Below are 20,081 nucleotides of genomic sequence, written 5' to 3'. Positions count from 1 at the left end.
TCGACAGCAGCCGCGCACCACGGCAGTCCCGACCCGCAGCAATCTCGACAGAAAGAGCAGAATGCCCCGCTTCAGCATCGTCGTCCCGTCCCATGGCGTCGCGGGCCGGCTGTCCCTGGCGCTGGACTCGATCCTCGCCCAGTCGTTCGGCGACTTCGAGCTGATCCCGGTGTGCGACGCACCCGACGCGCCGGCGGCGGACGTCGTCGCCGGGTACGCCGAGCGGGACTCCCGGGTGACGCCGGTGCACTCGCCGCCCTCGGCCGGCCTGGCCGGGGCGCGCAACACCGGGCTGCGGGCGGCGGTCGGCGGCCATGTGCTCTTCCTCGACGGTGACGACGTCCTGGTGCCGGGGGCGCTGGCGGCGCTGGACGCCCGGCTGGGTGAGACCGGTGACGTGGACGTGCTGTACTGCGAGCACGAGCGCACGCCCTGGTGGGAGGGCGAGCCGAGCAACCCGGCCGCTCCCCTGCTGGCCCGGACGCCCGAAGGGGCCTTCTCCCCGGGCGAGGCCCCCCGGCTGACGGGGGTGGCGTTCCCGGCGTGGAGCGCGGTCTACCGCCGGGCCTTCCTCACCGAGCGGGACCTGGTCTTCCCCGGTGACCACTTCACCGACATCGGGTTCGGCGGTCTGGCCGCGCTGCGGGCGGAGCGGGTCGCGGCCCTGCGCACGGTCGTCGTCCGGCACCTGGTGCGGCGGCAGGGCAACCGGCTGAACCTGCCCGGCGCACACCACACCGAGCTGCTCGACCAGGCCGAGCTGGTGTTGACCGAGGCGGCGGAGCGGGGGCTGCCCGTGGAGCGGCTGGGGCCGTTGTTCGAGCAGCTGTTCGCCACCGTGCTGAAGACGGCCGCGCACCCCCGGCGGCTGCCGGCCGGGCGGCGCGCGTTCTTCCGGCGGGCGAGCACCCTCTACCGGCGCCACCGCCCGGCCGGCTACCGGGCGCCCGGTGGCAGTCTCGGCGTGCAGCACCGGCTGCTGGCGTCCGGCTCGTACGGGGCGTTCCGCGTGCTGCGCGCCGCGAACCAGAGGGCCGCGGGGGCCGCCGCGCTGCTCCCGCGCCCACGCGGGCTGCGCACCCGCCTGCGGTACGCGGCCCGGCTGCGCCTGCCGCTCGATGAGAACCTGGTCGTCTACTGCGCCTACTGGGGCCGCGGCTACGCCTGCAACCCGGCCGCGATCCACGCCAAGGCCCGCGAACTCGCCCCGCACCTGCGGGCCGTGTTCCTGGTGGAGCCGGACGCGGTGGCGAGCATGCCGCCGGACGTGGAGTACGCGGTGATCGGCAGCCGCACGTACTGGGAGGTGCTGGCCCGCGCGAAGTACCTGGTCAACAACGCCAACTTCGCGGACGCGGTGGTCAAGCGGCCGGGCAGCGTGCACCTGCAGACGCAGCACGGCACGCCGCTGAAGAAGATGGGCGCCGACCAGTCGACGTACCCGGTGGTGGCGGCGGCGACCGGGAGCTTCGCCAGGCTGCTGGCCCGCGTCGACCGCTGGGACTACAACCTCACCTCCAACCGCCACTCCACCGAGATGTGGGAGAGCGCCTTCCCCGGCTCGCACGAGACGCTGGAGTACGGCTATCCGCGCAACGACGTCTACTGCACGGCCTCCGGTGAGGACGTCGCCCGCGTCCGCAAGGAACTGGGCGTCCCGGACGGCAAGAAGGCCCTGCTCTACGCCCCCACCCACCGCGACTACGCCACCGGCTTCGCGTCGGGCCTGGACCTGGCGGAGTTCTGCGAGGCGATCGGCGACGAGTACGTGGTGCTGCTGCGCGCCCACTACTTCTACGACGGGGGCGCGTCCCGGGGCGGCGGCCGGATCATCGACGTCACGGGGCACCGCTCCTCGGAGGACGTGTGCCTGGCGGCCGACGCGCTGATCACGGACTACTCGTCGATCATGTTCGACTACGCCAACCTGGACCGGCCGATCGTCGTGTACGCCGACGACTGGGACGTCTACCGGGAGACCCGGGGCGTCTACTTCGACCTGATGGAGTCCCCGCCCGGCCGGGTCGCCCGGACCCCCGAGGAGCTGGCGGCCGTCTTCCGCGACGGCGGCTGGGCCGACGCGACGGCCACGGCGCTGCGGGCCGCGTTCCGCGAGCGGTTCTGCCAGTTCGACGACGGCCGGGCCGCCGAGCGGGTCGTGCGCCGGGTGCTGCTGGGCGAGCCGCCCGAGTCGATCCCGCCCGTGCTGCCGCTCGCCGAGCGCGTCCCGGCCCCCGCCGCCACCCTCACAAGGAGCTGACCGAAGAAGTGCCCCGCTTCAGCATCATCGTCCCCGTCTACAACGTGCAGGGCTTCCTGCGCGAGTGTCTCGACTCGGTGCTCGGCCAGTCCCACGGCGACTTCGAGGTGATCGCCGTGGACGACCGCTCGCCGGACGGCAGCGGCGCGATCCTCGACGAGTACGCCGCCCGCGACGACCGGGTGCGGGTGCTGCACCTGGCCGAGAACGTAGGTCTGGGCCGGGCCCGCAACGCCGGTCTCGCCGAGGCGGCCGGCGACTACGTCCTGTTCCTCGACAGCGACGACCGTTACACACCGGGCCTGCTGGCGGCCGTCGCCGCGCGCCTGGAGGTGACCGGGGACCCCGACATCCTGGTCTTCGACCATGTGCGCACCCACTGGTGGGGCCGGGGCGGGCGCAGCGAGGCGGCGGATCTGCTGGCCGCGGCGGGTCTGGACACCTTCACCGTCCGGGAGAGCCCGCAGTACCTGAAGCTGTTCCTGGTGGCCTGGAACAAGGCGTACCGGCGCGCGTTCCTCCAGGGGCACGGCCTGGAGTACGCGCCGGGGCTGTACGAGGACGCGCCGGTCACCTACCGGTCGATGGTGCTGGCAAAGCGCATCGCCTGCCTGGACCGGATCGGCGTGGAGTACCGGCAGCGCCGGCAGGGCGCGATCACCAAGACGCCGGGCCGCCGGCATTTCGAGATCTTCCCGCAGTACGAGGGTCTGTTCGCGTTCCTGGAGCAGCGGCCCGACCTCGGCTGGGCGCGGCCGCTGCTGCTGGAGCGGGCCCTGGACCACATGCTGTTCGTGCTGGCCCGCGAGGACCGGGTGCGGCCCGCGGACCGGGGTGACTTCTACCGCGAGATCCGCTCCTTCCACCGCAGGCACCTGCCCGAGGGCGGCTTCCCCGAGCCGGACGGCTGGCGCGGGGTGGAGATGCGGCTGCTGGCGTCGGCGCCGTACGCGGGCTACGCGGCGGCGCGCGGTCTGCGGGACCTGCGCGCGGCCACCCTGGGCGGTCGGCGCCGGGTGACCCGGAAGGCCTCGGAGACCGCCCTGCGGGGCTGGTACGGGGTCCAGTCGAAGCGCCCGCTCGACCCGCACCTCGCCGTCTACGCGGCGTCGCACCACCGCGGGGTGTCCGGCGACCCGGCCGCGATCTACGAGAAGGCGCGCGAGATCGCCCCGCACATCCGGGGCGTGTGGGTGGTGCGGGAGGACGCGGTGGACGCGCTGCCGCCCGGCGTCGACCACGTCACCCCGGGCTCGCGCCGCTACCACGAGGTCATGGCGCGGGCCACGTACTGGGTGAACAACGTCAACTGGCCCGGCACCCTCGCCAAGCGGCCCGGCAGCATTCACGTCCACACCCACCAGGGCACCCCGCTGAAGTACATGGGTGCCGACCTGCTGACGAAGCCGGGCGCCCGGCACGGTTTCGACGTGCCGCAGATGCTGCGCCGGGCCGACCGCTGGGACTACAGCCTGGTCGCGGGACGGCACGCGGAGCGGGCCTGGGAACGGGCGTACCCGTGCCACTTCACCTCGCTGCGCACCGGCAGCCCGCGCAACGACGTGCTGGTCGGGGCGGGTCCGGAGCGGGGCCGGGCGGTGCGCGAACGGCTCGGCATTCCCGCGGACCACACGGTGGTGCTGTACGCGCCGACCCGGCGCGACTACCGCAAGGGCGGCCATGTAGACCGGTTCGACCCGGCGCGGTTCGCGGCGGACCTGGGGCCCGGTCACACCCTGGTCGTGCGGCTGCACCCGTCGCTGGCCGCGGGTGTGGCGCGCGGCCTCGGCCTGTCCGACCTGCACCGGCGGGGCGTGCTGGTGGACGCGACGGACGAGCCGCACGTGGAGGAGGTGCTGCTGGCCTCGGACGTCCTGGTCACCGACTACTCCGCCCTGATGTTCGACTACGTCCTGCTGGACCGGCCGGTCGTGGTGCACGCCGACGACTGGGGCGCGTTCGCGGCCAGCCGGGGCGCGTACTTCGACATCACCGCCGACGCGCCCGGCCATGTGTCGCGTTCGTACCGGGAGCTGGCCTGGCTGTTCGCGTCCGGGACCTGGCAGGACGAGGAGGCGGCGCGGCTGCGGGCCGGTTTCCGGGAGCGGTACTGCGAGTTCGAGGACGGGCGGGCCGGCGAGCGGGTGGTCCGGCTGCTGATGCTGGGCGAGCGGGGCGGCGCGCTGCTGCCCGCGGCCCGCCGGACCGAGGGCGTTCCCGCCCGTGCCGAGGCGCTGATCGACAGATGACGACACCCACGACCCCCGAGGCCGTCCCCTCCCTGCCCGGCCAGCGGGCCGCCCCGACCCGGCCCCCGGCCACCGCCGGGCGGCTGGGGCCGCAGGTGCACCGCTGGCACGCGGCCCTGGTCGCCGTGCCCACCGCGGCCCTGTTCGTGCTGGGTTACCGGCGCCGCTGGATCTGCGACGACGGGCTGATCTACCTGCGCCCGGTCCGGCAGATCCTGGCGGGCAACGGGCCCGTGTTCAACGTCGGGGAGCGGGCGGAGAGTTCGACCGGCACCCTGTGGCAGTGGCTGCTGGCGCTGGCCGCCTGGGTCACCGGCGAGGACCCGGCGTTCCTCGCGGTGGGCCTCGGTCTGCTGCTGAGCACGGCCGGGTTCGCGCTGGCCCTGTACGCGACCTGCCGGCTGCACCGGGGCGCGGGGGTGCTGGTGCCGGCCGGGGTGTTCGTGCTGCTGGCCGTGCCGCCGTTCTGGTCGTACATGACCTCGGGTCTGGAGAGCGGGCTGGGTGCCTGCTGGACCGGCCTGTCGTGGTGGCTGCTCACGCGGGTCCGGCGGGGGCAGGAGGCCCGGGAGACGTACCTGGCCGCATTCGTGTTCGGGCTGGGGCCGCTGGTGCGGCCCGATCTGGCGGTGGTCACGGCGTGCTTCCTGGTGGCGCAGTGGTGGGTGCTGCGGCCGTCCCGGCGGGGCGTCGCGGCGCTGCTGGCCGCCGCGGGTGCGGTGCCGCTGGCGTACGAGGTGTTCCGGGCCGGGTACTACGGGATCCTGGTGCCGCTGCCCGCCATCGCCAAGGAGGCGAGCGCCAGCGACTGGAGCCGGGGCGCCGGGTACGTGCAGGAGACGCTCGGGCCGTACTGGCTGTGGCCGGTCGTCCCGGTGCTGGGCGCGCTGGCCGTGCTGCTGGTGCGCCGCGCCCGGCGGCAGCGGCGGGAGCGGTCGCCGGGCCGCGTCTCGCTCGCGGTGCTGCTGGCGCCGTTCGCGGCCGGTCTGCTGCTGGCCGGGTACGTCGTCCGGGTGGGCGGCGACTACATGCACGCCCGCATGATCCTGCCCGCGCTCCTGCTGCTGCTCCTGCCGATCCTGGTGGTGCCCGCGAACCGGGTCACGGGCACGGCGAGCGTCCTGCTGGTGGTGTGGCTGTGCGCGGCGGTCAGTCCGCTGCGGACCCCGTTCGACGTGCGCAGCACGCCCGGCTCGTTCAATGTGCGCAGCTCCGACGTGGAGGGCCTCGGCGACCACAACCCGGTGCGCACGGGCACCTGGGTGCGCAACTGGCCCGCCCTGCCGGAGGGGCGGCGGATGCTGGCGGAGGCCGCCCGTTCGCCCCGGCCGACGCTGCTGTACTTCGACGCCGGGCGGCGGCTGCACGCCACGCCGATGCGCGCGGACGCCCCGTACCACGTGGTGATCGTGGGCCGTCATCTGGGCGTCACGGGGGCGGCGGCGCCGCTCGACGCCTACGTCAACGACGCCTGGGGCCTGGCCAGCCCCGTCGGCGCCCATCTGGCCCTGGAGCGGTGGAGCTGGCCCGGGCACGAGAAGTTCCTGCGCAACCACTGGGTGTTCGCCGAGTGGGCCGTGCGGCACCCGCCGCACCGCGACCTGCTGCGCGCCGGGGCCACCCGGGAGACGGTCGAGGCGGCCCGGGCCGCGCTGGGCTGCGGGCGGCTCGCCGAGCTGACGGAGTCGGTGCGCGCGCCCCTCACCGCCGCGCGGTTCTGGGACAACCTCACCGGGTCCTTCGAGCGGACGCGGTTCCGGTTCGCTCGCTGGCCGGCGGCTGCGGAGAAGGCGCTGTGCGACGGGCCGGCGGCAGGTGGGCGAAGCGGCCTCACCCGATGAAGTGACGCGGGGTCAGGGCATGCGTGACGCCGGGAACATTCGGCGCATGCCCCAGACCCTTCACTCTCTCCTGTGAGCGCCCCGGTCCTCGTCCGGCGGGCGGTGCGCGGTGCGACGGCGCTGCGCGGCGGCCGGGTGGGACGGCCCACCCCGTACCAGCTCTACGGTGCCCTGTTCTGGCTGGTGATGACGCTGGCGTTCTGGCGGATCCCGCTGTGCTGCGACGCCGGGCAGCACGCGGCGGTGATCGAGCGCCTCAGGGACGACCTGCTGCACCCGGCCCACACCATGGCGGACCTGCCGGGCGAGGGCAGCCCCTACTACGGTCCGTACGCCGTCGCGCAGGGCGTGCTGGCGCGGCTGACGGGGCTGTCCGGCTGGGCGGTGGTGAAACTCGCCGGGCCGGTGCACCTGCTGGTGCTGCTGGCGGGGCTCGGCCGTTTCGTGCGGAGCCTGACCGCACGGCCCTGGGCGCCGGTGCTCGCCCTGCTGTTCATGACGCTGCTGTGGGGCACCACGCGGATCCTGTGGAGCGGCTATCTCGGGCTGATGTCGATGACGACGAACCTGGGCTACCCGTCCGCGCTGGCCATCGGCCTGACGTTCTGGGCGTGGGCCTGGACGGGTACCCGCGCCCGGGCAGACGCCGCCGTGCGGTTCGTCGGCCCGAGCGGGCTCGGCGGCTGGTGGGGCTATGCCGGGATCGGCGTCCTGTACGGGCTGATCCTGCTCACGCATCCCGTCACGGCCGCCTCGGCGCTCACCGGGGCGGTGGCGATCGTGGCGTCCCGGCAGCGCGGCTGGCGCCGGCCGGTCGTGGCGCGCTGGACGCTCACCGCCGCGGCCTGCGCCGCCGTCGCCCTGGCGTGGCCGTACTACGACGTGCTGGAGCTGGTGGGCGACACCGGGATGGACGCGATGCACCGGCAGTTGTACGAGCGGATGCTCGCCAACTCCTGGCTGGCGCTGCTCGGCCTGCCCGCGCTGTGGCTGCGGGCGCGGCGCTCGGCGCGTGACCCGCTGGTGTGGATGTTCGCGCTGGAGTGCCTGCTGGTGGCGTACGGCTGGGTGAGCGGGCACTACACGTACGCCCGGGCCCTGTGGGCCGCGCTGGTGCCGCTGCAGTTCGCGCTGGCGGTGGAGCTGGCCGCGCCGCGGCCCTGGCGCACGGCCCGCCGGGTGCTGTGCGGGGCGGCGGCGGCCGGGGTGTGCGCCGGGTTCCTCACCGTGCACGCCGGGGCGGTCGTGCCGCGCTCGGTCGACCCGGTGGGGTTCGCGCAGCCGACGCGCTGGCCGTCGTACGACTGGGCGGCGCGGCACATCGGCCGGGGCGAGGTGGTGCTCACCGACGGGTACTTCGCGAGCCACTCCCTCGCCGGACACGGGCCGAACCTCGCCGCGCCGATCTGGCCCGACCCGGCGCTGGACGAGGCGGAGCGCAAGCGCCGGGCGGCCGATGTGCGCGCCTACCTCGCCCGTGACTCGACCCGCGCCGAGCGGGCCGCCGTCGTCCGCCGCTACCACGTGCGCTGGCTGCTGCTGACGCGCTGGCACCCGGTGCCCGAGGAGGCCGTGGTGGTGGCGTGGAGCGGACGGACGGGGGAGGTCCTGGCGCGGGTCGGGACGCGATGCGCGGCGGCTACTCGATGACGAGGTCGACGTCGATGTTGCCGCGGGTGGCGTTGGAGTAGGGGCAGACCTGGTGGGCCTGCTCGACCAGCTTGCGGCCGGTCGCCTCGTCCACGCTGTCGGGGAGCTCCACCCGGAGGGTGACGGCGAGGCCGAAGCCCTCGCCCTGCTTGCCTATCGAGACCTCGGCGGTCACGGCGGCGTCGCTGACGTCGACCTTGGCCTGGCGGCCGACCAGGCCGAGGGCGCTGCCGAAGCAGGCCGCGTAGCCGGCGGCGAAGAGCTGCTCGGGGTTGGTGCCCTGGCCGTTGCCGCCCATCGCCTGGGGCACGCCCAGGGCGAGGTCCAGCACGCCGTCGGAGCTGACGGCCCGGCCGTCACGGCCGTGGGTGGCGGTGGCGACAGCGGTGTAGAGCGCGTCCATGGAAAACCTTCCCTCTCGGTCGTCGTTCGGCGGCCCGCTTCCGGGCCGCCTGACATCCAGAATTAGAGCACACAATTAAGTTGTGCGCAATTGAATGGCGAGCGCGAGCTACCCTGGAGGCATGAACACGCAGGACGACGACTGGCTCCGCCTGGACCAGCAGATCTGTTTCTCCCTGCACGCGGCCTCCCGCGCCTTCAACGGCGTCTACCGCGGGATCCTCAGGGACCTGGGGCTCACCTACCCGCAGTACCTGGTGATGCTGGTGCTGTGGGAGCACGGCGAGCTGCCGGTGAAGAAGCTCGGGGAGCACCTGCGGCTGGACTCCGGCACGCTGTCGCCGCTGCTGAAGCGGCTGGAGGCGGCCGGTCTGGTGCGCCGGGAGCGCAGCGCGCGCGACGAGCGCTCGGTGCAGGTGCGGCTCACCGAGGAGGGCACCGCGCTGCGGGGGCGGGCCCTTGAGGTGCCACGCCGGATCGCCGCCTCGACGGGTTTCGAGGCCGCCGAGATCCGCGCCCTGCGCGCCCGTCTCGACGAGCTCACCACCGCCCTGGACGCGGCGGCGCTTGCGGAGTCGCCGGGCGGCTCGCCGGCAGCCGGGCCGTCGTAGCGGCGCCGGGCGGCACCTCGGCGGACCGCCGCCGCACGTGCAGGCGCAGCACGACGTCGTCCCGGACGTGCTCCTCCCGGACGGTGAAGTCGCTCGCCAGCACGGCCAGCTTGGTGCGCTCCACGGGATCGGCAGGCGACCAGCCCGGCTCGAGCGCGTACCGCTCGGCGACCAGCCAGACGCGGTCCACGGAGGCGAGCCGCTGCCGCAGTTCCCGGGGCGTCGCCTCCCGCCCCCACAGCGTCCCGGACCGGGGCGCCGACTCGCGCAGTGCGATGTCCCGCACCCGCGCGAAGCCCTTCGGGTAGGCCAGCGCCGCGAGCCTGCCGACCGACGGCACGAACAGCACCGGGTCGCCGGGCCGCATCTGACGGACGGCGAGCGCGGAGACCACGGCGAGGTTGTCCGGGCGGTGCGCGGCCGAGCGGTCCTGGCGGTGCACGGGCAGCTGGTGCAGGAAGGTGGCGGTCAGCGCGAGGACGCCCGCGCATCCGGCCAGGGCGTGCGCGTGCCGGCCGCGGATCCGCATCCGCCGCCCGTCGAACCGCACCCGCCCCAGCGCCGCCGCCACCCGCCCGGCCCCGGCCGCGACCAGCAGGGACGCGCCCGCCAGCGCGTAGAGCACGTACCGGTCGTGGTACAGCGGCCGGACCTGGGAGGCGGTCAGCAGGACGCCCGGCGGCACCAGCAGCAGCGGCAGCGCGACCGCCGCCGTCCGCCGCGCCCGCAGCCCCACGGCCATCAGCAGCAACGCCCCCCAGAAGACGGCTCCGTCCGGGCCGGGCGCGAAGTTCCGGGCCAGCCGCTCGACCCGGTCCCAGCCGGGCGTCACCAGCCACGCCACCTGCCCGGCCTGCCCCTGCGACACCCACACCAGCGGCAGCAGGACCACCACCACGGTGCCCGCCGCGCGGCCCCAGCCCCACCACACCGCGCCCGGGACCCGCCACAGGGCCAGGGTCAGGACGTGCGCGCAGAGCACCAGCACGGCGAACTCGTGCAGCAGACAGCTCACGGCGAGCACCGTCCCGTACGGCCACCAGGCCCGGGCGCCTCCTTCGTCCACGGCCCGCACCAGCAGCAGCGTGGCCGCCGTCACGCCCGCCGCGACGAGCGCGTACGAGCGTCCCTCCTGGGCGTAGTGGCCGGTCATCGGCGTGATCGCGTAGAGGACGCCGGCCCACAGGCCGACCCGCGGCCCGGCCAGCCGGACGCCCAGGGCCGCGACCAGGCCGGCGGTCACCGTCGCCGCCGCCACCGACGGCAGGCGCAGCACGACCTCGTCCGGGTGCACGGCGAGGACGGCGTGCATGACCAGGTAGTACAGGCCGTGCACCGCGTCCACGTCGTGCAGCAGCCGCCAGATCTGCGGGACGGTGCGCCGGGCCACCTGGAAGGTGACGCTCTCGTCGCCCCACATGCCGCCGCGGTCCAGGCCCCACAGCCCGGCCGTGAGCATCACCGCCATCGGGACCGCCACGGGCGGCACGCGCGTGCCGAACCGGCCGCTCCCCCTCGCCTGTCCGATCGTCACGGCCCGATTCTGTGACGCAAGGGGCGCATTGGGGGCGTTTGATGGTGTGTTATCACTTTCATGTCATTCGCCCGGCTTACGATCCGCGGTGATGGATGCCCTGAGGAATGACGGGAGGGGCGTCGCCGTCGTGGTCATCGGCTACGACGACGCCGCCCACGTGACGGACGCCGTGCGCTCGGCGCTCGGCCAGGGACCGGCCGTGCGGGAGGTCGTCGCCGTCGACGACTGCTCCACGGACTGCAGCGCGGACCTGCTCGACCGGCTGGCCGCGGCGGAGCCCCGACTGCGGGTGATCCGCCGGCGGGCCAACAGCGGGGGCTGCGGCACCCCGCGCAACACCGGGCTCGACGCGGTGACCTCGCCCCATGTGATGTTCCTGGACAGTGACGACGTCCTGCCGCCCGGCGCGGCCGAGGCGCTGCTCGCCGCGGCGACGGGGACCCGCGCCGAGGTGGTGGGCGGCCTGTGCGTGCGCAGGGAGCTGCCCTCCGGCCGCGAGGTCCCCTGGCAGGGCGGCCTCTACGCCCACCACGCCGTCGTGCCGCGGCCCGCGCGGCGGCCCCGCCTGGTCCACGACACGCTCTGCGTCAACAAGCTCTACCGGACCGGCTTCCTGCGCGAGCACCGCATCCGCTTCCCCGAGGGCCGTTTCCCCTACGAGGACGTCGTCTTCACCGCGCGCGTGCTGGCCGCCGCCCCGCGCATCGCCCTGGTGCCGGACCGGGTGTACGTCTGGCACGTGCGGCGGTCCGCCGAGCGGCTGTCGATCTCGCTGGACCGGGCCGGCGTCGACAACTGGCGGGCCCGCACGGAGGCCTGCCGGCAGGCGTACGAGATCCTGCTGGGCGCCGGGCAGAAGGAACTCGCGCGGGCGGTGCGCGCCAAGTTCCTCGATCACGACCTGCGGATGTACCTGCGCGAACTGGGGTTGCGGGACGCCGCCTACCGGCGTGCGTGGTGGGAACTCACGCGGGCGCATCTCGCGGAGTACGACGCCGACGACTGGGCGCGCAACCCGGGTGCTCCCGGCCGGCTGGCCGGGCGGGTGGTCCTGGCCGCTCCGGAGCCGCGGGACCTGCCCCGGCTGCGGGAGCTGGCGGCCCGGCCTGCCCGGCTGTACCCGCCGTACGCCCGGGCCGCCGACGGCACGCCCGTCTGGTCCGGCGACCTGCCCCAGGTCTCCCTCGAACCCCTGCTGAGCGCTCCGGTGCGGGCGCTGCCGCTCGCGGTCGACGCCGCGCTGCGGCCCGGCGCCCGCCACACCCGGCTGCGGCTGACGCTGCACGAGCTGTACGGGCGGGTGGCACAGGCGGGACCGGAGGCGGTGGAGGTGGAGTGGTGCCACCGCGACGACGGGGACGTGGTGGTCCGGGCCGGGACCGCCCCCCTCGTGCCGCGCACGGGGACAGCCACACCCGCACCCGCCCCCGAGGCACCCCCCGACCCTCCCGGAACAGGGGCCGCCGCCGGCCCGGCCGGGGCCCCCGCCGCGTGGTCGGCCGAGATCGGTGTCGACCTGTCCGCTCTTCTCGCGCTCGGCGCGGGCACCTGGGATCTGCGCCTGCGGGTCCGTTTCCGCGACGGCGGGAGCCGTGAGGTCACGGCGCACGCGCTCACGGGCGCCGGTCTGCTGCGCCGCCGCGCCGTCCCGAGCGCCCGGCGCGGCGTGGTACTCGTACAGCCGTACCCCACCCACTCCGGCGCGCTGGCGCTGCGGGTGGCACCGGGCGTACGCGGTGTGCTGTCCGTCGTACGCCGGAGGCTGCGCCGCCTGCTTCACTGAGAGCGCGACGACGCACCACGACCACGACGGACCAGCGCCACGCACACCACCACGGGCCAACTGACGAGGGGACGGCCGCACATGACCTGGTTGATCACCGGCGGCGCCGGCTACATCGGCGCGCACGTCGTACGGGCGATGGCCGCCGCGGGGGAACAGGCGGTGGTGTACGACGACCTGTCCACCGGCATCGCCGAGCGCGTGCCCGACGGGGTGCCGCTGGTGGTGGGCTCGACCCTGGACGCCGAGCGGCTCGCGCGCGCCCTCGCGGACCACGAGGTCACCGGCGTCGTCCACCTCGCGGCGAAGAAGCAGGTCGGCGAGTCGGTCGAGCAGCCGCTGCGCTACTACCGGGAGAACGTCGAGGGCCTGCGGATCCTGCTGGACGCGGTGACGGCGGCCGGGGTGCCGTCCTTCGTCTTCTCCTCCTCGGCGGCGGTCTACGGCATGCCGGACGTCGACCTGGTCACCGAGGAGACGCCCTGCGCGCCGATGTCGCCGTACGGCGAGACCAAGCTGGCCGGCGAGTGGCTGGTGCGCGCGACGGGCCGGGCGACCGGGCTGTCGACGGCCTGCCTGCGCTACTTCAACGTGGCGGGCGCGGCGTGCCCGGAGCTGGCGGACACGGGTGTCTTCAACCTCGTGCCGATGGTCTTCGAGAGGCTCACGGAGAACGCGCCGCCGCGCGTCTTCGGCGACGACTACCCGACCCCGGACGGCACCTGCGTACGGGACTACATCCACGTCGTCGACCTGGCCGAGGCCCATGTCGCGGCCGCCCGGGTGCTGCGCTCCTCCCCCGGGCGCGACCTCACGGTCAACATCGGCCGGGGCGAGGGCGTCTCCGTGCGCGAGATGATCGACCGCATCAACGCGGTCACCGGCTACGACCTGCCCCCGGAGGTCACGCCCCGCCGCCCGGGCGACCCGGCCCGGGTCGTCGCCTCCGCCGACCGCGCCGCCGCCGAGCTGGGCTGGAAGGCCCGGCACGACGTCCAGGACATGATCGCCTCGGCGTGGCAGGGCTGGGTGCGGCTGCACCCGGAGGCGGCCGGGCGCTGACCACCTCCGCCGGATCCGGTCCCGGCGGGGGCAAGGGCCCGGACGGTCACGGGCACGGCCGCGCGGGCCGTCGCCCCGGCGGCCGTCACAGCGCCCGCAGCGCCCCCGCCGTCGCGGTCGCCAGCGACCCCAGGTAGCCCTTGGGCAGCCTGGGGTTGCGGATCACCACCGAGCGCCAGTACAGCGGGCCCGAGATCAGGTCGAGCGCCAGGTCGTGGTCGAGGCCCGCACGCAGTTCCCCGCGCCGCTGCGCCGCCGTGACGATGCCGGTGGCGACCCCGTCCTGCCCCTCCCGCAGGGCCTTCTGGAGGGCCTCGGCGATCTCGGCGTTGCGGGCCGCCTCGGCCTGGAGGTCGGGGATGATCTGCGAGGCGACGGGGTGGCGCAGGGCCCGGGACGTCACCTCGTACAGCAGCCGCAGGTCGCCCTCCAGGGAGCCGGTGTCCGGTGCGGGCAGGCCCTGCACGGCGAGGGCCGAGACGATGTCCAGGACCAGGTGCAGCTTGGAGCGCCAGCGGCGGTAGACCGCCGTCTTCCCGACCCCGGCCCGGCGCGCGATCCCCTCGATGGACATCCGCGCGTAGCCGACGGCCGCGAGTTCCTCGAACACGGCCGCCCGGATGGCTTTTGTCACGTCCTCCCGCAGCACGGCCGCGCCCGCGGGGGCCCGGCGGCGCGGGGACGGCTGGGGCTCCTCGGGCTTCGTCGTCATGCCGGACAGCATAGGCCGCCACGACGAAACGGTTGCGTTCCGACGCACGAACGGCTTACGCTCGCGTTGCGACGATACGGTCCCGTCCCGACGTAAAGAGTCGTCCAGGTCCCGGTAAAGCCCACCCCTTCCGGCCCTGCGCCACCTCAGCTCCCCTCCCTCCCCCGAGCGAAAGCAACGGATGTGAGTCAGGTCCTCCACGCACCGCCCCAGGCCCCGGTCCCCGCCGGTGACGACCTCGCGGCCCTCGCCGCCCGCCACGGCCTCTCGGTCAGCGGCGCCCGCCCGTCCCTGCCCGCGTACGTCCGGCAGCTGTGGGCCCGCCGCCACTTCATCACCGCGTTCGCCACCGCCAAGCTCACCGCCCAGTACAGCCAGGCCAAGCTCGGCCAGCTCTGGCAGGTGATGACCCCGCTGCTGAACGCGGCGGTCTACTACTTCATCTTCGGTGTCCTGCTCGGCACCAAGCACGGCGTGCCGGACTACGTCCCGTTCCTGGTCACGGGCGTGTTCGTCTGGACGTTCACGCAGAGCTCGATCATGGCGGGCACCCGCGCCATCTCCGGCAACCTCGGCCTGGTCCGCGCCCTGCACTTCCCGCGCGCCGCGCTGCCCCTGTCGTTCTGCCTCCAGCAGCTCCAGCAGCTGCTGTTCTCGATGGCCGCGCTGGTGGTCATCCTGCTCTGCTTCGGCGTGCCCGTCGGGGTGTCCTGGCTGCTGGCGGTGCCGGCGCTGTTCCTGCAGTTCACGTTCAACGCGGGCGTCTCCATGGTCATGGCCCGGATGGGCGCCAGGACCCCCGACATCGCCCAGCTGATGCCGTTCGTGCTGCGCACCTGGATGTACGTCTCGGGCGTCATGTGGAGCATCGACAAACTGGCGGACAAGGACAGCCTGCCGCGTGTGGTGACGGTCCTGCTGGAGACCAACCCGGCCGCGATCTACATCGACCTGATGCGCTTCGCCCTGATCGACAGCTTCCACGCGAGCCAGCTCCCCGCACACGTCTGGGCGATCGCCACCGGCTGGGCGCTGCTCGCCGGGGTCGGCGGTTTCATCTACTTCTGGAAGGCTGAGGAGACCTACGGCCGTGGCTGAGCACTCGAGCGAGAAGATCCCCACCGTCGTCGCCGACGGCGTCGACATCGTCTACCGCGTCAACGGCACCGGCGCCGGACGCGGCTCGGCGACGGCCGCCCTCAACCGCATCGTGCGCCGCAGGCAGACCGAGAAGGCGGCCGGGGTGCGCCGGGTGCACGCCGTGAAGAACGTGTCCTTCGTGGCGTACCGGGGCGAGGCGATCGGTCTGATCGGCACCAACGGCTCCGGCAAGTCCACCCTGCTCAAGGCCGTCGCCGGGCTCCTCCCCGTGGAGAACGGGCACATCTACACCGACGGCCAGCCCTCCCTGCTCGGCGTCAACGCGGCCCTGATGAACGACCTGACCGGCGAGCGCAACGTGCACCTCGGCGGCCTGGCCATGGGCATGTCCCGCGAGCAGATCAGGGACCGCTACCAGGAGATCGTCGACTTCTCGGGCATCAACGAGAAGGGCGACTTCATCACGCTGCCCATGCGCACCTACTCCTCCGGCATGGCCGCGCGACTGCGGTTCTCCATCGCCGCCGCCAAGGACCACGACGTCCTGCTCATCGACGAGGCCCTGGCCACCGGCGACCGCTCCTTCCAACGGCGCTCGGAGGCCCGCATCCGCGAGCTGCGCAAGCACGCGGGGACGGTGTTCCTGGTCAGCCACAACAACAAGTCCATCCGCGACACCTGCGACCGCGTGCTGTGGCTGGAGCGCGGGGAGCTGCGCATGGACGGGCCGACGGAGGACGTCCTGAAGGAGTACGAGGCGTTCACCGGCGAGAAGGCACCGAAGCCCAAGGCGAGGTCCTCCGCGTGAGGCGCGGCCGGTCACCTCGCGAAGCACGGCTGGCTGCTTGGAAGGGTCCCTCGTGAGGCGCACTCGATCGGCCCTTTTGTCGCATTGATGGCAGCATGACCGCGTAGGTGCAGCCGTGAGAAGGGGGCCCGTGATGGCCGAGCTCAGCGTCATCGTCCACGGGCCGAACGTGCAGGGCCATCTGACGGAACTCCTGGACTCCCTGGCCGCCCATCCGCTCCCCGACGCCGAGGTGATCGTGGCCGCGGTCGGCGACTGGGCCCGGGAGACGGCCGAGCGGCACGCCCCGGACGTCCAGGTGCTGCCGCTGCCGGACGGCACGGGCGACGCGGCGGCCCGGGCGGCGGGCGCGGCCCGGGCCGCCGGGCGCTGGCTGCACTTCGTCCACGCCAAGGACGGCCTGCCCGCAGGCGCCCCGCGCCTGGTCGCCGAGCGGGTGGCCGAGCTGCCGCCCGAGGTGGACGTCCTGCTGCTGGACCACGTCCGCAGCACCTGGCGCAGCACCGGCATGCCCTCCCCCGACGGCTCCCTGCTCGCCCGCGCGGGCCGGGCCGACGTCGCCCTCGACGACTGCGCCCCGCTGCTGCGGCTGACCCCCCTGCTCGGCACCCGGGTGCTGCGGGCGGACTTCTGGAAGGCGCACGAGCAGCACCTCACCACCGACGACGAGCCGTACGCCGCCCTGGCCGCCCTGCTGCTCGCCGACCGTGTCGCCTGCCTGCCGCACGCCGCCCACGAGGACCGCCGGCTGCGCCCCGCGAGCCTCCCGCCGGTCACCCCCGAGCAGCGCTACCGCCTCGTCGCGCGCTACGAGTCCCTCCTCGACCTCACGCGCGACCGCCGGGCCGTCCACACGGTGCTGTACGACGTCATGGTCCGCGACTGCCTGCGGACCTTCGCCCGCGGTGGCATGCCCGAGGAGGTCGCGCGGGAGTTCTTCCGCCGGGCGTCCCTGGCCGCCGTGCGCCGCCGCCCCGAGGGGTACCGGCCCCCGGCCGGCCTCGAAGGCGTCCGCCGCTCGCTGCTCCAGGAAGGCGCGTACGGCAAGTACCGGGCCTTCCAGGCCGTCAACCGCACCCGCCGCACCGCCAGGTCGGCCGTACGCGCCCGCAAGCGCCAGGTGGGGGCCCGGCTCCGCGACCACCAGTACCGCAGGGCCCTCGGCCGGCCGGTCAATCCGCACCTGGCGGTGTTCTCCGCCTACTGGAACCGCGGAGTCGCCTGCAACCCGGCCGCGATCGCCGCGAAGCTCGCCGCACTCGCCCCGCAGATCCACCCGGTGTGGGTGGTGAGCGCGGAGAACGCGGCCCTGCTGCCGCCCGGCACCGACCACGTCGTGCCCGGCACCCGCCGCTACTGGGAGGTGCTGGCCACCGCCAAGTACCTGGTCAACAACGTCAACTTCCCCAACGCGGTGGTCAAACGGCCCGACGCGATCCACGTCCAGACCCACCACGGCACACCCCTGAAGCGCATGGGCCTGGACCAGATGGCCTACCCGGCCGCCGCCCAGGGGCTGGACTTCCAGGCGCTGCTGGAGCGCATCGACAAGTGGGACTTCAGCGTCTCCGCCAACAGCCACACCACCCGCATGTGGGAGCGCGCCTACCCCTCGCGTTACGTCTCCCTGGACCACGGCTATCCGCGCAACGACGTCTACTACAGCGCCGGCGCCGCCGAGATCCGCGCGATCCGCGACCGCCTCGGCATCGCCCCGGGCCGCCGGGCGGTCCTCTACGCGCCCACCCACCGCGACTACGAGGCCGGCTGGACGCCCCGCCTGGACCTCGCCGCCCTCGCCGACCGCCTGGGCGAGGAGACGGTCCTCCTGGTGCGCGGCCACTACTTCTACGGCGGCGCCGCCTCCCCCCTGACCAACCTGCGCCGCACGGGCCGCATCCTCGACGTCTCCTCCTACGACCCGGTCGAGGAGCTGTGCCTGGCGGCGGACGCCCTGGTCACGGACTACTCCTCGATCATGTTCGACTACGCCAACCTGGACCGGCCGATCGTGATCCACGCCGACGACTGGGAGACGTACCGCACGACCCGGGGCGTCTACTTCGACCTCATGGCCGAGGCCCCCGGCCCGGTCGCGCGCACCCAGCAGGAGCTGACGGAGATCCTGGCCACCGAGGCCTGGCGCGACGAGGGCGCGGCCAAGACGCGGGCCGCCTTCCGCCGACGGTTCTGCGAGTACGACGACGGACGCGCCGCCGAACGCGTCGTGCGCCGGGTCTTCCTCGGCCAGGACGAGAAGGACCTGCCGCCGGTCCTGCCGGTCGAGGAGCGCACCCCGGCCCCCACCCCGCAGGAGGCGACCGCATGAGCACCCAGGACGTCCTGAGCACCCCCGACGTCACCGTGACGGTCATCGTCTACAACGACGCCGAACGCCTCCCCCGAGCCGTCGAGTCGGTCCGCCGCCAGACCCACGGCGCCATCGAGATCATCATCAGCGACGACCACTCCACGGACGCGACCCCGGCGGTGGCCCAGCGTCTTGCGGCCGAGGATCCCCGCATCCGCCACCTGCGCCTGGAGCGCAACAGCGGCGGCTGCAGCGCCCCGCGCAACCGCGCCCTGGAGATCGCCCGGGCCCCGTTGCTGATGTTCCTCGACAGCGACGACGAACTCCCCGAGGACGCCGTCGCCCTGCTGCTCGCCGCGCACCGCGAACGCGAGCTCGACTTCGCCATGGGGGCGGTGCAGCGGATCCGCGTGGACAACGGCCGCCGCTCGACGTGGATGCCGCACCTGGTCGCCGAGCGCCGCACCCTCGACGGCATCGAGTCCGACCCGCGCCTGCTCTTCGAGCACCTGTCGACGAGCAAGATGTACTCCCGCGCCTTCCTCGACCGGCACGGCCTGCGCTTCCCGGAGGGCATCCACTACGAGGACCAGCTGTTCTCGGCGCAGGCGTACTGCCTGGCCAAGACCTTCACGATCATCCCGGAGCCGGTCTACCGCTGGTACGTGGCCCCGTACGCGGCGTCCGACGCGGCCTCGATATCCAACCAGCGGCACAAGCTCGCCAACGTCCGCGACCGGATCCACGTCCAGCGGCTCATCGACGCGTTCCTCGCCGAGAGCGGCCACGAGTCGCTGCGCGAGGACAAGGACCACAAGTTCCTCAAGCACGACTTCCGCATGTACGCCGGTGACCTGCCCTACCGGGACGACACCTGGCTGGCCTCCTTCGCGGACCTCGTCACCCCCTACCTCGACACCCTCACCCCGGGCGCGTTCGCCCGGCTGCCGCGGGCCGAGCGCGTGGTCGTCCAGCTGATCCGGGACCGCCGTCTCGCGGACGCCCGCCTGGCCTCCAGGGGCCTGGGCCACGGCGTCGCCCCCCGCCAGGTCGCGACCGACGGGGACGGCCGCACGTACTGGGGCAACCAGGTCCCCGGGTCCGCCTGGGCCCGCCGGGAGCTGGACATCACCGACCTGGAGCTGGAGACCCGCCCGTTCCCGAGCGCCCAGTTCCGCCACGAGATCACCGACATCACCCGGGGCCCGGGCGCCTCCGTCGACCTCGCCGTCCGCACCTACGACCCGGCCCGGCGCCTCCCCATCGGCCCCCAGCGCGCCACGCTGCTCATCGCCCCCGGTGGCCGCCGCCTCCAGGTCCACTTCCGGCTCTCCCCCGTGCGCCCGGGCGTCTTCGAGGGCCACGTCCATCTGGACCTGGCGGCGGCCTCCCTGCCCCCGCAGGGCTTCGCGGGCGTCCGCCACCCGCTGCTCCGGCTGACGCACCAGGGTCTGTCCCACACGGGCCTGCTGCTGGCGCCCCTGTCCTTCCCGACACTGACGACCCGCGTGCCGTCCCACCGGCTGACGGTGGAGCCGGAGGGGCACGGTCCGGGCCGCCTCCAGGTCCGCTGGGAACCGGTGGGCGTGACGGCACGGGTGATCCGCCCGGTCGTGCGGCGCGTGGCCAGGCCGAAGGTGAAGCGGGCGGCCCGGCTGGTGGCGAGTGCCCTGCGCTGAGCGTCACCTGCGGCGGTGCCCTGTCCGAGAGGAACGCCCCGGGCCGTGATCGGCCCGGGGCGTCCTCGCCGGCGT

14 protein-coding genes are annotated in these 20,081 nt (G+C 74.2%); 11 read left to right on the top strand and 3 right to left on the bottom strand.

Annotation, left to right across the window (positions count from 1 at the left end; all coding sequences use genetic code 11):
- The first annotated feature begins 61 nt into the window (after positions 1-61).
- From ACIGAQ_RS09420 to ACIGAQ_RS09405, 4 genes are all read left to right on the top strand, one after another.
- A complete protein-coding gene (locus tag ACIGAQ_RS09420; protein WP_399780810.1) occupies positions 62-2,260 on the top strand; it encodes a CDP-glycerol glycerophosphotransferase family protein in 2,199 nt (732 codons plus the stop codon).
- An 8-nt stretch (positions 2,261-2,268) separates the two neighbouring features.
- Positions 2,269-4,509, top strand: coding sequence for a CDP-glycerol glycerophosphotransferase family protein (locus ACIGAQ_RS09415; RefSeq protein ID WP_399780807.1), 2,241 nt, complete (start codon positions 2,269-2,271; stop codon positions 4,507-4,509).
- Entirely contained in the window at positions 4,506-6,350 is a 1,845-nt protein-coding gene (locus ACIGAQ_RS09410; RefSeq protein ID WP_399780804.1) for a hypothetical protein, read from the top strand. Before ACIGAQ_RS09415 ends, ACIGAQ_RS09410 begins: the two co-directional genes overlap by 4 nt.
- A gap of 72 nt (positions 6,351-6,422) precedes the next feature.
- Positions 6,423-8,000 (top strand): hypothetical protein, encoded by a 1,578-nt coding sequence (locus ACIGAQ_RS09405; protein WP_399780801.1) that lies wholly within the window; start codon positions 6,423-6,425, stop codon positions 7,998-8,000.
- Here ACIGAQ_RS09405 and ACIGAQ_RS09400 read toward each other — a convergent pair.
- Positions 7,990-8,403 carry an organic hydroperoxide resistance protein gene (locus tag ACIGAQ_RS09400; RefSeq protein ID WP_094052181.1) on the bottom strand — a complete coding sequence of 138 codons (414 nt, stop codon included), beginning with the start codon at positions 8,401-8,403 and terminating at the stop codon, positions 7,990-7,992. The genes ACIGAQ_RS09405 and ACIGAQ_RS09400 overlap by 11 nt on opposite strands.
- 94 nt (positions 8,404-8,497) lie before the next feature.
- On the opposite strand from ACIGAQ_RS09400, the gene ACIGAQ_RS09395 reads away from it, so the two are divergent.
- Positions 8,498-9,013 carry a MarR family transcriptional regulator gene (locus tag ACIGAQ_RS09395; RefSeq protein ID WP_362275437.1) on the top strand — a complete coding sequence of 172 codons (516 nt, stop codon included), beginning with the start codon at positions 8,498-8,500 and terminating at the stop codon, positions 9,011-9,013.
- Here ACIGAQ_RS09395 and ACIGAQ_RS09390 read toward each other — a convergent pair.
- Entirely contained in the window at positions 8,943-10,481 is a 1,539-nt protein-coding gene (locus ACIGAQ_RS09390; RefSeq protein ID WP_399783094.1) for a glycosyltransferase family 39 protein, read from the bottom strand. The two genes, ACIGAQ_RS09395 and ACIGAQ_RS09390, sit on opposite strands and share 71 nt — an antisense overlap.
- 157 nt (positions 10,482-10,638) lie before the next feature.
- On the opposite strand from ACIGAQ_RS09390, the gene ACIGAQ_RS09385 reads away from it, so the two are divergent.
- Both ACIGAQ_RS09385 and galE read left to right on the top strand, forming a co-directional pair.
- Entirely contained in the window at positions 10,639-12,333 is a 1,695-nt protein-coding gene (locus ACIGAQ_RS09385; protein WP_399780798.1) for a glycosyltransferase family 2 protein, read from the top strand.
- Between the two features lie 81 nt (positions 12,334-12,414).
- Entirely contained in the window at positions 12,415-13,395 is a 981-nt protein-coding gene (gene galE, locus ACIGAQ_RS09380; RefSeq protein ID WP_399780795.1) for a UDP-glucose 4-epimerase GalE, read from the top strand.
- 85 nt (positions 13,396-13,480) lie between these two features.
- Here the strand turns inward: galE and ACIGAQ_RS09375 are convergent, their stop codons facing one another.
- Positions 13,481-14,107 (bottom strand): TetR/AcrR family transcriptional regulator, encoded by a 627-nt coding sequence (locus tag ACIGAQ_RS09375; protein ID WP_399780792.1) that lies wholly within the window; start codon positions 14,105-14,107, stop codon positions 13,481-13,483.
- 183 nt (positions 14,108-14,290) lie between these two features.
- Between ACIGAQ_RS09375 and ACIGAQ_RS09370 the strand changes: the two genes are divergently transcribed.
- From ACIGAQ_RS09370 to ACIGAQ_RS09355, 4 genes are all read left to right on the top strand, one after another.
- On the top strand, positions 14,291-15,205 hold the full coding sequence (locus ACIGAQ_RS09370; RefSeq protein ID WP_311688356.1) for an ABC transporter permease: 915 nt from the start codon (positions 14,291-14,293) through the stop codon (positions 15,203-15,205).
- The gene (locus ACIGAQ_RS09365) at positions 15,198-16,016 is read left to right on the top strand and encodes an ABC transporter ATP-binding protein (protein ID WP_399780789.1); all 819 of its coding nucleotides are present in this window, start codon (positions 15,198-15,200) and stop codon (positions 16,014-16,016) included. Before ACIGAQ_RS09370 ends, ACIGAQ_RS09365 begins: the two co-directional genes overlap by 8 nt.
- Before the next feature lie 133 nt (positions 16,017-16,149).
- Complete coding sequence (locus ACIGAQ_RS09360) at positions 16,150-18,345, top strand: CDP-glycerol glycerophosphotransferase family protein (protein ID WP_399780786.1); 2,196 nt, start codon at positions 16,150-16,152, stop codon at positions 18,343-18,345.
- Entirely contained in the window at positions 18,342-20,006 is a 1,665-nt protein-coding gene (locus ACIGAQ_RS09355; RefSeq protein WP_311688353.1) for a glycosyltransferase family 2 protein, read from the top strand. Before ACIGAQ_RS09360 ends, ACIGAQ_RS09355 begins: the two co-directional genes overlap by 4 nt.
- Positions 20,007-20,081 lie beyond the last annotated feature (75 nt).

The sequence above is a fragment of the Streptomyces sp. NPDC085932 genome (genome assembly GCF_044540525.1).
Taxonomy (GTDB): Bacteria; Actinomycetota; Actinomycetes; order Streptomycetales; family Streptomycetaceae; genus Streptomyces; species Streptomyces levis.
The sequence above is the reverse complement of the archived record's forward strand: the minus strand, read 5'-3'. Positions and strand labels throughout refer to the sequence as shown.

Coding starts and splice junctions, on each gene's coding strand:
- ACIGAQ_RS09420 (WP_399780810.1), top strand. CDS start 62: ATGCCCCGCTTCAGCATCGTCGTCCCGTCCCATGGCGTCGCGGGCCGG.
- ACIGAQ_RS09410 (WP_399780804.1), top strand. CDS start 4,506: ATGACGACACCCACGACCCCCGAGGCCGTCCCCTCCCTGCCCGGCCAG.
- ACIGAQ_RS09400 (WP_094052181.1), bottom strand. CDS start 8,403: ATGGACGCGCTCTACACCGCTGTCGCCACCGCCACCCACGGCCGTGAC.
- ACIGAQ_RS09395 (WP_362275437.1), top strand. CDS start 8,498: ATGGCGAGCGCGAGCTACCCTGGAGGCATGAACACGCAGGACGACGAC.
- ACIGAQ_RS09390 (WP_399783094.1), bottom strand. CDS start 10,481: ATGGCGGTGATGCTCACGGCCGGGCTGTGGGGCCTGGACCGCGGCGGC.
- ACIGAQ_RS09385 (WP_399780798.1), top strand. CDS start 10,639: ATGGATGCCCTGAGGAATGACGGGAGGGGCGTCGCCGTCGTGGTCATC.
- galE (WP_399780795.1), top strand. CDS start 12,415: ATGACCTGGTTGATCACCGGCGGCGCCGGCTACATCGGCGCGCACGTC.
- ACIGAQ_RS09375 (WP_399780792.1), bottom strand. CDS start 14,107: ATGACGACGAAGCCCGAGGAGCCCCAGCCGTCCCCGCGCCGCCGGGCC.
- ACIGAQ_RS09360 (WP_399780786.1), top strand. CDS start 16,150: ATGGCCGAGCTCAGCGTCATCGTCCACGGGCCGAACGTGCAGGGCCAT.
- ACIGAQ_RS09355 (WP_311688353.1), top strand. CDS start 18,342: ATGAGCACCCAGGACGTCCTGAGCACCCCCGACGTCACCGTGACGGTC.